This window comes from Catellatospora methionotrophica (assembly GCF_011297335.1).
Classification (GTDB): domain Bacteria; phylum Actinomycetota; class Actinomycetes; order Mycobacteriales; family Micromonosporaceae; genus Catellatospora; species Catellatospora methionotrophica.
Genome location: NZ_JAAOTJ010000003.1, coordinates 108,537 through 122,735 on the forward strand (window position 1 = coordinate 108,537; position 14,199 = coordinate 122,735).

Here is a 14,199-nt window from a genome sequence, read left to right on the forward strand (position 1 = left end):
GGTCCGCCATCACCGCCGCGGTCCTGGCGACTGCGGGGCGATCAGGCCCACGCAGGAGTACGGCAGGTCGTCGACCTCCTCCACCGGCACCCCGCGTTGGGCTGCCAGCAGAAGCACGTGGCGCACCTCGTCGCGGGCGTCCGGGCGGACCAGCACGCGCCAGGTCACCCTGCGCAGCAGCACCCGCGTGGTCTCACCGACCCCTGGTTTGACCAGGTTGACCCGCCCGATGCCGTAGCGCTCGGCGAGCTGCTCGACTGCCTGCCAGCCACGCCAGTCCGGGGTGCGGTCGGCGGCGGCCAGCACCGGCCAGCGGGCCGCGACGTCCGGCGCGACCGCGGCGAACTCGGCTGACACGGTGTCGAGGAAGGTGCCGGAGACGTCGCTCGCGCTCAGTTCGCGGTAGAACTTCGCGCCGTGGAACTGGCTCGGGCCGATCAGCCGGTCGTTGAGCACCGTACGCGACACCAGTCCCGACACGGTCGAGTTGAGGCAGGCCGAGGGGATCAGGAAGTCATCGCGGGTGCCGTACACCGTCGTGCAGTGACCGGGGTCGGCGAGCACGGCCAGGGTCGGATCGAAGTCGAGGCCGTCCTCGGCGCGTACCTCGTCCAGTGCGGCGCGCAGTTCCCGGGCGATCGCTCCCTTGCCGGTCCAGCCGTCGACGAACACGATGTCGGCCGGGTCGTGGCGGGCGGCCAGGTAGCGCATCGCGACCCGGTCGATGCCCCGGTCGCGCACGATCGACACGGTGTAGTGGGGCAGGGCGAGGCCGTGGTGCTGTGCCGCCCAGCGCCGCATCAGGATGCCGATCGGGGTCCCGGCGCGGGCCAGCGATACGAGCACCGGCCGTGGCCGGGTCGACAGGATCAGCTCGGTCACGACGCCGACCGCGGTCGCCACGCGGGTGGCTGTGTCTGCCATCACCTGGTGGAACAGCTGCTGGTATTCGGGTGTCGGCTGGTATTCGATCGGCAGGGCTTCGGCGTAGTGGCCGGCGCCGGACTGGATGGCCGCTTCGCGCTGCTCGGTCGAGATCTCCAGGGCGACGTGGGACAGATCGGTCAGCAGCCAGCTCACCTCGTCACCCGCGTACGACGAGAAGGCCGGCCCGTGCAGGGCGGCCGGCTCGGTCTTGGTGGTCGCGGGGGTCATGGCAGCCGCACCACGATCAGTTCGTCACACACGCCGCGCAGCGCCTCCACCAGCCCGGACGGGTCCCACAGGGCATCGGTGTCGCCGGGGCCGTCGATGACCAGCACGATCGCGGCGAATCCCGGTTCGCGGGCCGACGGGGCCACGTTGTAGGCGAACCGCTCCGGGGCGTCGCGGTGACCGGCGGTGTCGCGTACCACGACGGCGCGCAGGTCGTGTGCGGGGAACGCCAGGCTGGTGCGGATGGCGTACGACGGGTCGTCGATCGCCAGTGCCGGGGACCTGGTGGTGGAGGAGAACAGGATCTCGTCCGCCGGGTGCTCCGAGCGCTGCTCGGCGATGGCGCACGCGACCCGCAGCGGCGTGTACATGAGTTCCTCGGTGCCCAGCACGAGGATGCGACCGTTGGCGGGCAGCTGGTCGGCCACGGTGGCGGCGACCTGCCTGACCGCGTCGTCCAGCTCGCCTCGCCGGGCCGCCGGGATTCCCCGCCGGCCCCCCACCGGCAGGCCCGCGGGCCACTGCGGGTTGACGCGGCGCACGGTGGCGCGGACCGTCGCGGCACGTCCGGTGCGGTCGGGGGTCCGGGCCTGCTCGGACGGCTCGCTGAATTCGGCGACCAGCTGGCGGCCGCGTTCGAGGACGTCGTCGGGGGTGGACAGCACGCCCTGTGCGAGGGCGACCACGTCGATCCGCGTACCCAGGCGCGCGGCGTCGGCGGCGAAGGCGGCGCGGTCGGCGTCGCTGCGAAGGTCGAGCAGGGTCGCGATGATGTATCGCGGGCGGTGCCTGATCGCCTGCAGGACCCCGATGGTGGCCAGCGCGGTGCGACCGGTGGTCAGTTCGTCGTCGACGAGCACGACCGGCCTCTCGGTGGCCAGCAGTTCCGGTTCGGCCGGGACCAGCAGGTGTTCGGTGGCGTGGCTGTGTGCCTCGGTGAACGTGCCGACCGGGGTCTCGCCGGGCAGCAGCCGCCGGGTGGAGTGCAGGTAGTCCGCGTCGGGCAGGGCGTCGGCGACCAGGTGTCCCAGCGAGGTCGCGGTCTCGGCGTACCCGATGACCAGGACCGGGCTCGCCCCGATCGCCTGCGCGACCAGTTCGCCCAGGCGGTGTCCGGCCTCGCTGGCCCGGCGGGGGGTGACGGGGATGTTCTTGCCCAGCACCGTCGAGACGACCAGGTGGGCGCGGCGGGTGTTGCGCCTGACGGCGAGCCCGGCGAGGTCGCTGAGCATGACCTTGTCGTATCGCGACGCCTGCGCGCCGCCGCCGGATTCGGTCTGTTCGGCTGTTTGCTCGGTGGCGGAGGTGTTCATGGTGACGACGACGCCGAGCCGGTCGGCGACCCAGTCACCGGCCCACACGGCCGGCGTACCGGTGCCGTCCAGGTCGGCTTCGGTGCGCCCGGCCTGGCGTGGCACGCCGCCGTTGTCGGCGCCCGGTGCCGCCGATGGGTGGGATCCGGCGCGGGTGAACTCGTCGGGCATACGTTCGAGCACGGACTGCGGCCGTCGCGATGGCGATTCACGGACTCGTCGCATGGAACCTCCTTGTGTGTCGGCCCCCCGTCAAGGCCCGCCTGCGGTAAGCCGCCAGCGGCCTGGGCACGCGCGACTGCGCGGCCCAGGCGTTCTCGCCGTGGCGACGTGGTGGTGCTGGTCGGCCGTCAGGCCGACACGAGTTCGCGGTCGGGATCGTCGTCGGCGGCCTGGGCCGCCGCCAACCGGCGGTTGCGCACCACGGAGCTGATGAACGCGGCGGCGATGCAGACCACGCCCGACAACCCGGTGATGATCTCGTTGAGGTGGTACTTCATCGTGATCATCAAGATGACCGCCAGGGCGCCGATCGCCCAGTGCGCGCCATGCTCAAGGTAGACGTACTCCTGCAGCGTCCCCTTGTTGACCAGGTAGACCGTCAGCGAGCGGACGTACATGGCGCCGACGCCCAGGCCCAGCGCGATGACGAACGGGTCAGAGGTGACCGCGAACGCGCCCACCACGCCGTCGAAGCTGAACGACGCGTCGAGCACCTCGAGGTAGAGGAACAGGAAGAAGGCCTGCTTGCCGACTGCCAGCGCGACGCCGTTCTTGGCGCCCGCGGTGCTGGGCTGGGCTTCCTCCTCGTCCTCGGCCTTGTTGGAGAACAGCTCGCCGAGGCCGTTGACCAGCAGGTAGGTCAGCAGGCCGAGCATGCCCGCGACCAGGACGGTGACCGGGTCCGGTGCCAGGGTCTCGGCGACCAGCAGCAGCGCTCCGAGTGCGATGACCACCGACAGCTGGTCGAGTTTGCCGACCTTGCCGAGGGCCTTCTCGATCGGGGCGAGCCAGCTGATCTCGCGCTCCTCGAACACGAAGTCGAGGAAGATCATGAGCAGGAAGATCCCGCCGAACGCGGCGATGGCCGGGTGCGCGGCCAGCAGTTCGTTCTTGTAGGTCTCGGGATCGTTGATCGCCAGATCGACGACCGCGGCCGGTGAGATTCCCGCCGACGCCGACACCAGCACGAAGGGGAACACCAGCCGCATGCCGAACACGGCGATGGCGATGCCGATCGTCAGGAAGATCTTCTGCCAGAACACGGACATGCGGCTCAGGACGCCTGCGTTGATCACGGCGTTGTCGAACGACAGCGAGATCTCGAGGACGGCCAGGATCGCCACGAGGGCGAGCATGGTCGGGCCACCAAACCAGAATGCGGCGGCGAGGGCCAGAATGGTGAAGATCAGTGATCCGCTGAACGTTCTGATTGCCACAGGTCAGCCCTTTCTTTGTGTTGTTGAACAAGGCGCGAAGCGTAGTGTGGGTCACCCGATCGAGCGGGTGACCCACACTGAAAAGCACAGCTCAGACGTTCACGCCGTAGTCGGAGGCGATGCCGCCCAGGCCGGTCGCGTAGCCCTGGCCGACGGCCCGGAACTTCCAGTCGGTGCCGTGCCGGTACAGCTCTCCGAAGAGCATGGCGGTCTCGGTGGCGGCGTCCTCGCTCAGGTCGTAGCGCGCGAGTTCGCTGCCGCCGGCCTGGTTGACCACGCGGATGAAGGCGTTGGTGACCTGGCCGAACGACTGGCTGCGGGCAGCCGCGTCATAGATGGAGACCGCGAAGACGACCTTCTGGCACTCGGCCGGCACGGCGGCGAGGTTGACGTCGATCTTCTCGTCGTCGCCGTCGCCTTCGCCGGTCAGGTTGTCACCCTGGTGCTTGACCGACCCGTCCGCGCTCGTCAGGTTGTTGAAGAACACGAAGTGACTGTCCGAGATGACCTTGCCGGCGGCGTCGCACATGATCGCGCTGGCGTCGAGGTCGAAGTCGGTACCGGTCGTGGTGCGGGTATCCCAGCCAAGACCGATAGTCACCGCCGTCAGACCCGGCGCCTCCTTGGTCAGGCTGACGTTGCCGCCCTTGCTGAGGCTGACTCCCACAAATTCCTCCTGTACAGATCGGCGGGCCGATGCCCGCGCTGAACCGGGCAGACATATCCCCGCTCACTCGATCGGAACGCGGCTCGCCGCACCCAGACCGGAAGTCTGCCACACGGTGCCAAGGTGCACGGGTCCCCGAAAGAACGAAGCCCCCACGTACATGATCAACACCATGCCGCGCAGTGGCCATCACCATGTTCAACCAGGTTGGGGGCAACGGCAAGGGTTTGGGGACCGAGAGATATGACTGGTTCAGCAGTCCGAGTCGGACATAAGTCCTTACGCCCGGACCCGAGGAGCCGACCCGGCTCGGCAACGGCGTGCCCGGCTCAGCCGTTCGCCAGGGCGGTCGGCCGAAAAGCCATGCGTGTGACGACGATCGGTGGAGTCACCGAAGATCACGAGACCACGGGCGGTGACGCCATCCGGCCCTGAAGCCTTGTGAGCATAGTCATCCCGCCGGGGACCGACGCTCACACTGTCACTTCAGACAAGTCGCATGTTTTTACCCTATCGGTACAAATAATCTCGCCTGTCGGCCCGGCCCGAAAGCCCTGTCACCCGACAGGAGTGTTCGCGTCGAGCCATGAGATCCGGTCGAAGCCGTATGCCAGGCAGGCGTCACGAACCGACGCGCTGACCGCGTCCATTTCGGATCGAAGAACGAATTCTCCGCGAACGTTGTAGAGCGACAGGAACACGCACACACCACGCGAAGGCGCCGCGTCGATCGGCAGCTCGATCTTCGCGTGACCCTGGGTGGATACCACCAGGGCGCCGCCCCAGCTCAACTCCGTGGCGCTCGGCGAGTAGCCGAAGATGATCAGACGCTCGATCTGCCGACACTGCCGCAGGTCGATGCTGAGCTGTGCATGCCGGTCGCGTTTGCCGGTGATCACCGGACGCGGCGAGCCTTTCGGGGCTGAGCCCGCGCCGTCGGCGTCGAGCAGGGTCGAGGTGTGACCGGAGCGCAGTTGATACGCGCAACCCAGCCGCAGATCGCCCACCAGGTCCGAGCACATGGCCGTGAAGGTGAGGCTTCCTACCCCCGTCTGCAGCCGGGTGAGCGTCACGGTCGGCGCCCTGGGGGTGAGGATCGTATGCGTGCCCGACCAGGCTCGGGCAGCGGGCGGCACCCGGGAAGCAGCCGGGCCGGTCTGCTGCGCCGCGGTCACCGAGCCCGTGCGTCCGGCCGCCGCGGCCGTGGGACTCGGCGGGGTGGACAGGTCGAGCGACTGACCGGCCGAGGCGGGCGACAACGGCGCAGCAGAGGCCGCAGGCGTCGCCGGAGCCGACAGGTCGAGGGCAGACGACCATCCGGCCGGACCCGTCGACGGTGCCGGGGTCGGCGGGGCCAGGCCTGCGCGAGCAGCCGGTGCGGCCACGGGCGCGGCCGGGCCGGCAGGGGCCGACTGCCGGGTCACCACTTTTTTCGGGCGTGACCTGCGGCGCAGGAACGGCAGATCGTCGCGCCGTGGTGCGTCGTGCGGTCCGGGCCGGTTCACAGCGTCACCCCGTAGTCGGCGGCGATACCCTCGATTCCCTTGGTGTATCCGCCGCCGACGACCTTGAACTTCCATCCGCCGTTGTGCCGGTACACCTCGCCCAGCGAGATCCCGGTCTCGGCGCTCAGCGCCTGCGCGAGGTTCTCCGAACGGACGAGTTCGCTGTTGTCGGCAAGGTTCAGCACCCGGATCCCGCACTGCTTGAGCTGCCCCAGGGCGCGACGGCGAGCCGTGCCCTCGTTGATGTACAGGACGACGGCGATGCGGCTGATCTCGGCGGGAACGGCGGCGAAGTTCACCTCGATCTGCTCCTCGTCGTCGCCGAGGGCCTCCTCCAGCTGCGTCACCGACAGATCGGGAGAGCTCAGCTGGTTGAAGAACACGAAGTGCTCGTCGGAGACGGCCTTGCCCGCCGCGTCGCACAGGATCGCCGCGACGACGAGGTTGTCCGACAGCAGCGATTCAGAGCCGGCATCCCAGTTGATGCCGAACACGATCCCGGTCAGGCCGGGGATCTCCCGGGTGAGTGCCACGTTCGATCCGCGTCTCATCACTGCCATCAGAGGTCCAGGTCCGATCGAGAGAATTTCGTGCGCATGAAACTACCCTGGGTCATCAGCGCGTCGACGTCCTGGGCCTGCGCAGCCACCAGGACCGCCGACGTCGACTCCCACATCAGCTCGAGCTGCTCCTGCAAGGCTTCGACCGGGGTCTGCCCCCTGGCCCGCGCCACATCGTGGTGGGCCGGATCCAGGGCGAGGAAGCTCTTCAGGGTCGTGGGCAGGTAGTCGTCCACGACCCCGCGCACCGACACCACGGTGTAGATGTCGAGCTCGCGGACCTCCGAACTGTCGATGACCGCCCGCAGGACGTCGGTCACCCGCCGGGCGGTCACCACCGCCTCCCCCGGCAGCCGGCCGGAACTGCGGTTGACGAACCGGATCAGCTCATCCAGGTTCTGGCGCAGCACTGCGGGACTGTCGTCGACGGGCGCCGACTCTGCGGGCTGCGTCTCACGCTCTCTGCGAAACCATCGCACTGCTGTCGTCCATCCCCCGAACGGTGTCTGCGTCAGGCCCCGACCTGGCCGGCCGAACCACCCTCGTTGCGGCGGGTCCGCTCCAGGTACGGCTTGGCGCGCTCGATCTGCCCCTCGATCGCCGCGACCGTCTGGGCCATGCTGTCCACGGCCTGGGCACGGAACGTGTCGAGGGCGTCCATCGTCTGGAAGACGTTGTCGAACGCGGCCTGGAGCTTGGCCACGTCGATCGTCGTACTCGCGGCCTGCTGGTTGATCTGGGCGCCCTGGACGCGAAGCTGCACCGACGTCGACTCGATCAGGCTGGAGGTGACCGTGTTCAGGGCGGTGATCTGGTCGAGCACGAGCTTCTGGCGCGACAGCGCCTGCGCGACGATGACCGCGGTGCGCAGCGCCGCGATCGTGGTCGTCTGCGCCCGGTCGACACCCTTGATCAACTCGATGTTGTTCTTGCGGACGAGGTCCAGGGCCAGGTAACCCTGAACCGCGACCGCCATCTGCGTCATGATGTCCTGCCGCCGCTGCCGGATGGGGAACAGCGCGTCAGCGCGCAACGTGTTCGCGTCCTCGCCCCTGCCCGCAGCGTCCAGCGCGGCGACCTTGGCCTCGACAGCGGCGTCCAGGGCCGCGGCCAGCTCGTTGTACTCCGCGAGCTTGCCCATCGCGGCCCACATGTTGGCCTTCTCGGTCTCGATGCTCGCGTTGTCCTTGCGCAGCTCGTCCTGGCCCGAGTCGAGCGCCTTGATGATCGCGTTGAGGTGACTCTGCGCCGACTGGTACTTGGCGAAGTAGCGCTGGATCTGGTCACCACCCGGCAGGAACTTCAGCACCTTGCGCACACCGCTCAGGTCGGCGCGACCCGGGTCGAGCTCGGTGACCGTCGTACGCAGGTCGACCAGCGTGTTGGCGACCCGCGTCTGCGCATCGTCGCCACCGCGGCCACGACCGGAGCGCAGCGCCGCCGCGGGCCGCTCCAGCATCCGGCTGGACACGCTCGCCGACGCCCGCATCTCCCGGTCACCCATCGACGTGATCGCGCCGACCTTCTCGGAGAACGCCGGCGAGCGCATGTCCAGCGCGCTCAGCTCGCCGGCGAACGCCTCCGCCCTCGACCGCAGCTCCGCCTGCTTGCCGCTGTCCACGGGGACGGCGCCGGCCGCCTGCTCCTTTTCCACCACGACGACAGGGGCCGGCGGAGTGAGTACGAGCGCGGTGCCCGGGGCCGTGGGCGCTGCGCCACCGAGGTCGAGTTCGGACATGGAGGACTCCTTGGCGTACGTCAAACAGGTGGAGGGGGGTCAGCGGGAGGGAAACGGTGTTCTACGACGTCAGCGGACCGGTGCGGGGCAGGTCACAGGTGTGCGGCCATCGCGGGGAGCAGATCATGGAAGGTACGTCCGGAGGTGGGCGCGCCGATCGCCGTCATCGACCAGCCCTGCCCGTCGCGGGCCACCTTGGCCATGATCTGGGCGGTGTGGTTACCGGAGCCGGTGAGCGCGTAGCGGGCGACCTCCTGGCCGTTGGTCTCGTCGATCAGCCGGCAGAACGCGTTCTCGATCTGGGAGAAGTCCTGCCCGGTGAACGAGTTCACCGTGAAGACCAGCGTCGTGATGTGGACGGGCAGGCGGGACAGGTCGACCTTGATCGACTCGTCGTCGCCGTCGCCGTCACCGGTCAGGTTGTCGCCGGTGTGCTGCACAGCGCCGTCACGGCTCTTCAGCTGCCGGAACCACACCTGGTCGGCCAGCTGGCCGCTGGCGTCGAACAGCAGGCACGACGCGTCGAGGTCGATGGTCTGCTTCCGGCTGCCGAAAAGGCTCTTCTTGCGTACGGCGTCCCAGCCCAGACCCATCCGAACCTGGGTCAAAGTGCCGCCACCGGCCTTGGACAGCGAAACCTTCTGTCCCTTGCTCAAACTGACCGTCACGTCGCGCCCTTTCATGTCGCTTTCGATATCGTTATAGCGGGATCGGCCACCTGCTGCCATCCCGTGGCAGTCCCAGCCGATCCGCAGATCATGCACGAACTCCGCAAGGCCCGAGCCGGGCTCGATCCAGCCGACTTCAGCGCACCGGAAGAGTACGTCGCCCGGGCCGCCAGCGGGGCCCGGTCCACGATCATTCGACGTTGACGCCGAAGTCACGGGCGATGCCGGCCAGGCCAGAAGCATAGCCCTGCCCGATCGCCCGGAACTTCCACTCGCCATTGCGCCGGTAGACCTCACCGAAGATCATCGCCGTCTCGGTCGAGGCGTCCTCGGACAGGTCGTAGCGCGCCAGTTCCCCGCCGTCGACCTGGTTCAGGATGCGAATGTAGGCGTTACGGACCAGCCCGAAGGACTGCCCACGGCTGCCCGCATCGTAGATCGACACGGCGATGGTGATCGTCTGCACCTCGGCCGGCACCGCAGCGAGGTCGATCTTGATGGACTCGTCGTCGCCGTCACCCTCACCCGTCAGGTTGTCACCGGTGTGCTCCACCGACCCCTCAGGGCTGACCAGGTTGTTGAAGAACACGAAGTGCTGATCCGACAGGATCTTGCCCGACCCGTTGAGCATGAGGGCGCTCGCGTCGAGGTCGAAGGCGGCTCCGCTGGTCGTTCGCGTATCCCAGCCGAGGCCGACGATCACCGCAGTCAGGCCGGGGGCCTGCTTGGAGAGGGAGACATTGCCGCCCTTGCTGAGGCTGACGCCCATGTGTGTCCTCCTGAACGTGTGGTGCGACCGGCACTGCTGACGCGCGGTAGGGACGTAGCCCCTGAGCGCAACGGCGATTGGCACTTTAGCCGCAGGGTCAAATGGTGAGACTGCACTTTCCGCCCATACCGGCCGCACCGCCGCATGACGTGACGACCGACATGGGTACTGCCGTCCTAGTGTGACGGCTCGATGCGATTCGCTCCCGACGATGCAACACCGCCTGACCGCTCACAGAGACCCGCAGGCCACCGACTCGGGCATGGTGAGACCGAGTCGGTGGCGCGGTGATACGGACCGGACTATTTGCGGCCCGGTGACCAGTTCATACCCCAACCGTAGGCACGGTCCAGATCAGCCTGACCACCATTGATGTACCGGACCTCACGTCCGATGGTCAGCCCACCACCCGCCGCCTCGAGCAGCGCGATCGCGCACATGCGGCTACCGGAACTCTCATCGAGCCGGATCTCGATGGGAGCACCACCCACGGGGTACAGAGTCACCACACCGTCGGCCTTGTCCCAGGCGGGGACGCCTTCGTAGATGAACGCGAAGATCAGGACCCGCTTGAGGTGGTCGAGGTGGTCGAGGTTGATGAGCAGGTTCTCTCCACCGCTCGCGGCGCCCGAGCGGTCATCGCCGTCGAGCTTTATATAAGGATGCTGATCGAGGCTGCCGAAGGAGTTGCCCAGGGCCTGGATGACGCCTTTGCGGCCGTCGACGGTCTCGTAGAGGCAACCGATGTCGAGGTCGATGGAGTCACTGCCCGACAGAAGCTTCTTCAGAAAGCCCCCGCCGCTGTTGCTGCCTGCCGGTCGGGCGTTCCAATTGAGGTTGATGCGCATCTGCCCCGATGCGCCGGTCGCCTTGGTCAGCGAGACCTTGGGGCTGCTCTTGGTGAGCGACGTCTTCGACAGGGAGACGGGGGCAGCGGGAGCCGCGCCGGACGGACGCTTGTTGTAGTCGACCACGGAGTGCCTTCCTACGACGGCGAGCGGGGTGAGAGACCCATATCAGGCTAGTGCCGTCGAGGGTGCACGTTAACTGTCCATCACTATGCATTTCCTGACTAGGCGGACTAGCCCGTCGTCATCCTCGACATCACGTCATCCGATACGAATGGCGCCTGATACTGACCGCACATGGGCGATCCCCGCTTCTCTCCACCACCCGCCGCCCCTGATCACAATGACGAAGACCTGGCGGGTGGCGCCCTCGTAGCGGCTCAGCAGTAGCCGTCGTTCAGAAAGTCCCGCTCGCCGGGTCGGCCGAGCTCCAGCGGGATGTCGACGTAGCTGGGCAGTTGCCCGTACGCCGTGTTCGGCACGATAAACTCGCGGCCGGTGTAGCGCTGACGCACACTCTGCTCGCGGGCCGGTCCGCACACCAACGGGTTGGCGTACGTGTTGTACCCCAGACCCACCCCGGTGTTGAGGAAACCCGCGTCCTGGCACTGGTACAGCACCCCACGCAGCGCCGCCGCGCTGCGCCGACCCCGGTAGCGGTCGGCGAAGTTCGCGAAACACGCCTTGGACTGCGCGCCGTCGTACGGCGACGGGCCGGCTGCGGCGAGCGCGCCGAGGAAGTCACGGTCGCAGCCGATCGCCGCCGACGGCGCGGCGCCCTGCAGCAGCCTGCCACGGCGGCAGCCGGTCACGTCCTGGAACGCGCTGACGACGTCCTGACCCCGGCGCAGCCGGGAGTACGCGTAGACGAGGTCGGTCTGCGCGGCGAGCGGGTACGCGCCGGTATCGCCGAACTGCTCGTCGAGCAGCCGGAACCAGGTCTCGAAGCTGGGCACCTGGGCCCGCTGGTGCGGCGGGAGGGTGTACACGGCCAGGCCGGTGGGCGTGGACCAGTCTTCCAGGCCCGGGTAGCCGACGTAGGACAGCACGCCGATGCCGACCTTCGCCGGGGTGTCGCCGTAGTCGCGACGTAGCCGCAGGTACTGCTCCAGGTTGGTGTTGGAGCCGGCCCAGGCGTACCAGAAGCCCTCGGGGTAGATCGAGCTCTGCCCGACCGCGTGGGTGGTGCCGAACAGCTGCGGTGAAACGCACCGGACCTGCCGCCGCTGCCAGGCGTCGCGGTACTCGGCCGGGGTGGCGATGCACGAGCCGTACCCGCCCGCCGGGCCCGGCGCGGCCGGGGCCGGGGACGCGGTCGTGAGGACCAGTCCGCAGATCGCCGCGGCGACGGCGCGCAGCATGCCGCGACCGGTGAGGATGTTTCCGACAAGCATGGGCGGTCCCTGCGCTTCGTTGCGGCTGTGCGGCGGCGCGACTGCCCGCCGCCGTCGAGTCTTGCCCACGGCCGACCGGCCAGGCCAGTGACGCGGCCGTGACCAGGAGACGATTCAGCAGTTCAACCGGGTACGGCAGCGTCGCGTCCCGGGGCCCGCCCAGACCCGGGCTGCTGGCGCGCGGCTGGGCGCGGGCTGGACCGGCGGATCAGCCGGTTACGGTTGCCGGTGTGCAGGCGGGGGCGGGTGAGGCGATCGGGTTCTCGGTGCTCGGCTCGATCCGGGTCGTACGGGCCGGCGCCGCGCTGCCACTGGGCGCCCGCCAGCAGCGCCTGGTGCTCGCGCTGCTGGCGGCCCGGGCCGGTGCGCCGGTCTCGGTGGCCGAGCTGGTCGACCTGCTCTGGGACGAGCAGGCCCCGGCCAGCGCCGTCAATGTCGTCCACCGGCACATCGGCGAGCTGCGGCGGGTGCTCGAACCTGGCCTGCCGCACCGGGCGACCGGTCGGCACCTGGTCCGGGAGCTGGCCGGCTACCGGCTGCGCGCCGACGAGCAGTCGCTCGACCTGCTGAGGTTCCGGGCGTTGAGCCGTCAGGCGGCTAGCCGTCTGCACGACGGCGACCCGGCGTCGGCGCTGCGGCACGCGCTGGACGGGCTGCGGTTGTGGCGAGGCCGCTGCGCCGCGGGCCTGGAACCGCAGTCGCGGCGGCATCCGGTGTTCCTAGCGGTGGAGGCCGAACGTGCCCAGGCCGTACGGGAGGCCGCCGACGCCGCCGAGCGGTGCGGCCGGCTGGCGGCGGTGCTGGCCGCGTTGCGGCAGGCCGCCGAGCAGCATCCGCTCGACGAGTCGCTGCAGAGCCGGTTGCTGCTGGCGCTGGCCGCCGACGGCCGGCAGGCCGAAGCCGTCGAGGTGTACCGGGCGGTGCGGCACCGGCTCACCCACGAGCTGGGCGTCGAACCGGGTGAGGAGCTGCGGGAGTCCTACGACCGGCTGCTGCACCAGCGCACCCGGCCGGCGGCTGCCGAGTCGCCGTCGCCGCTGCCCCAGCCCGCGCAGTTGCCACCGGACCTGCCCGGCTTCCACGGCCGCGACGACCTGATCGCCCAGGCCGGTAAAGCGGTGTCGGCAGGCAGCACGGTGCTGGCGATCGACGGGATGCCCGGGGTCGGCAAGTCCGCCCTGGCCGTGCGCATCGCCCACGAGCTCGCCGCCGATTACCCCGACGGGCAGCTGTACGCCGACCTGCGCGGCTACGGCTGGGAGCAGCCGATGGGCCCGGCCGAGGCGCTGCGGGGGTTCCTCGGTTCGCTCGGCGTGGCGCAGGACGCCATCCCGGCCGAGCTGCACGCGCAGGCGGGCCTGTACCGCAGCAGGCTCGCCGGCCGGCGGCTGCTGATCGTGCTCGACAACTGCCGTGACGCCGAACAGGTCCGGCACCTGCTGCCCGGCGGCCCTGGCTGCCTGGCTGTCGTCACCGGCCGCAACCGGCTCGCCTCCCTGCAGACCACGGCCGGGGCACACCCGCTGCCGATGTGCCCGCCGAGCCAGGCCGAGGCCCGCACAGTACTGGTGGGGATGCTCGGCGCCACGCCGGACCTGGACGCGGTCGACGCCGTCGTCACGGCGTGCGGGCGGCTGCCGCTCGCGCTGGCAGCTGTGGCGGCCCGCGTGGCAGGGCAACCGGGCGTCACGCTCGCGCGGGTCGCCGAAGAGCTGGCGCAGGCAGCCGGAACCCTAGACGGCTTCGACGGCGACGATCCGCAGACCGGGCTGCGGGCCGCCTTCTCCTGGTCATACCGGGCATTGACGCCCGAGGCCGCGCGGCTGTTCCGGCTGCTGCCGGTCCATTCTGGTGCTGGCATCTCGGTCGCCACGGCGGCTGCCGCGGCCGACGTCGGGTTGCGGTCCGGGCGGGCACTGCTCGGCGAGCTGAGCCGCGCCCACCTGGTCAGCGAGGAACTGCCTGGCCGCTACCGCGCCCACGAGTTGCTGCTGGCGTACGCCGCCGAGCTGGGCGAGGAGCACGACAGTCCGGCCGCTCGGGCTGCGGCACGGCTGCGGTGCCTGCGGGCCGACCGGTAGGCAGCTCTGTCGCTGACGGGGACCGGCGCCGAAGTCTCGCGCTGAGCGAGATGCTGCGGACC

Annotated in this window: 13 protein-coding genes; 1 reads left to right on the plus strand and 12 read right to left on the minus strand. The window is 69.5% G+C overall.

Annotated elements, in window-relative coordinates; genetic code table 11:
- Positions 1–9: 9 nt before the first annotated feature.
- From HAV40_RS37975 to HAV40_RS11270, 12 genes are all read right to left on the minus strand, one after another.
- Entirely contained in the window at positions 10–1,155 is a 1,146-nt protein-coding gene (locus HAV40_RS37975) for a cysteine protease StiP family protein (RefSeq protein ID WP_203671726.1), read from the minus strand.
- Complete coding sequence (locus tag HAV40_RS37980) at positions 1,152–2,693, minus strand: phosphoribosyltransferase family protein (RefSeq protein WP_203671728.1); 1,542 nt, start codon at positions 2,691–2,693, stop codon at positions 1,152–1,154. Before HAV40_RS37980 ends, HAV40_RS37975 begins: the two co-directional genes overlap by 4 nt.
- Positions 2,694–2,818: 125 nt before the next feature.
- The gene (locus HAV40_RS11225) at positions 2,819–3,907 is read right to left on the minus strand and encodes a DUF475 domain-containing protein (RefSeq protein WP_166380881.1); all 1,089 of its coding nucleotides are present in this window, start codon (positions 3,905–3,907) and stop codon (positions 2,819–2,821) included.
- Positions 3,908–3,998: 91 nt separating this feature from the next.
- Positions 3,999–4,574 (minus strand): TerD family protein, encoded by a 576-nt coding sequence (locus tag HAV40_RS11230; protein WP_166380882.1) that lies wholly within the window; start codon positions 4,572–4,574, stop codon positions 3,999–4,001.
- A gap of 557 nt (positions 4,575–5,131) precedes the next feature.
- Positions 5,132–6,079: a hypothetical protein gene (locus tag HAV40_RS11235; protein ID WP_166380883.1), complete on the minus strand. Its 948-nt coding sequence runs from the start codon at positions 6,077–6,079 to the stop codon at positions 5,132–5,134.
- Positions 6,076–6,639, minus strand: coding sequence for a TerD family protein (locus HAV40_RS11240; RefSeq protein WP_166380884.1), 564 nt, complete (start codon positions 6,637–6,639; stop codon positions 6,076–6,078). The genes HAV40_RS11235 and HAV40_RS11240 overlap by 4 nt, the downstream gene beginning before the upstream one ends.
- Complete coding sequence (locus tag HAV40_RS11245) at positions 6,639–7,049, minus strand: hypothetical protein (RefSeq protein ID WP_166380885.1); 411 nt, start codon at positions 7,047–7,049, stop codon at positions 6,639–6,641. Before HAV40_RS11245 ends, HAV40_RS11240 begins: the two co-directional genes overlap by 1 nt.
- Positions 7,050–7,150: 101 nt before the next feature.
- Complete coding sequence (locus tag HAV40_RS11250; RefSeq protein ID WP_166380886.1) at positions 7,151–8,377, minus strand: toxic anion resistance protein; 1,227 nt, start codon at positions 8,375–8,377, stop codon at positions 7,151–7,153.
- A 92-nt stretch (positions 8,378–8,469) separates the two neighbouring features.
- Entirely contained in the window at positions 8,470–9,045 is a 576-nt protein-coding gene (locus HAV40_RS11255) for a TerD family protein (RefSeq protein ID WP_166380887.1), read from the minus strand.
- A gap of 190 nt (positions 9,046–9,235) precedes the next feature.
- A complete protein-coding gene (locus HAV40_RS11260; RefSeq protein ID WP_166380888.1) occupies positions 9,236–9,814 on the minus strand; it encodes a TerD family protein in 579 nt (192 codons plus the stop codon).
- A gap of 302 nt (positions 9,815–10,116) precedes the next feature.
- Positions 10,117–10,788, minus strand: a complete 672-nt coding sequence (locus tag HAV40_RS11265; protein ID WP_166380889.1) for a TerD family protein — start codon at positions 10,786–10,788, stop codon at positions 10,117–10,119.
- 254 nt (positions 10,789–11,042) lie between these two features.
- Positions 11,043–12,056, minus strand: coding sequence for a hypothetical protein (locus tag HAV40_RS11270; protein WP_166380890.1), 1,014 nt, complete (start codon positions 12,054–12,056; stop codon positions 11,043–11,045).
- 230 nt (positions 12,057–12,286) lie between these two features.
- Here HAV40_RS11270 and HAV40_RS11275 point away from each other — a divergent pair, with 230 nt between their 5' ends.
- Entirely contained in the window at positions 12,287–14,137 is a 1,851-nt protein-coding gene (locus HAV40_RS11275; protein ID WP_166380891.1) for an AfsR/SARP family transcriptional regulator, read from the plus strand.
- Positions 14,138–14,199 lie beyond the last annotated feature (62 nt).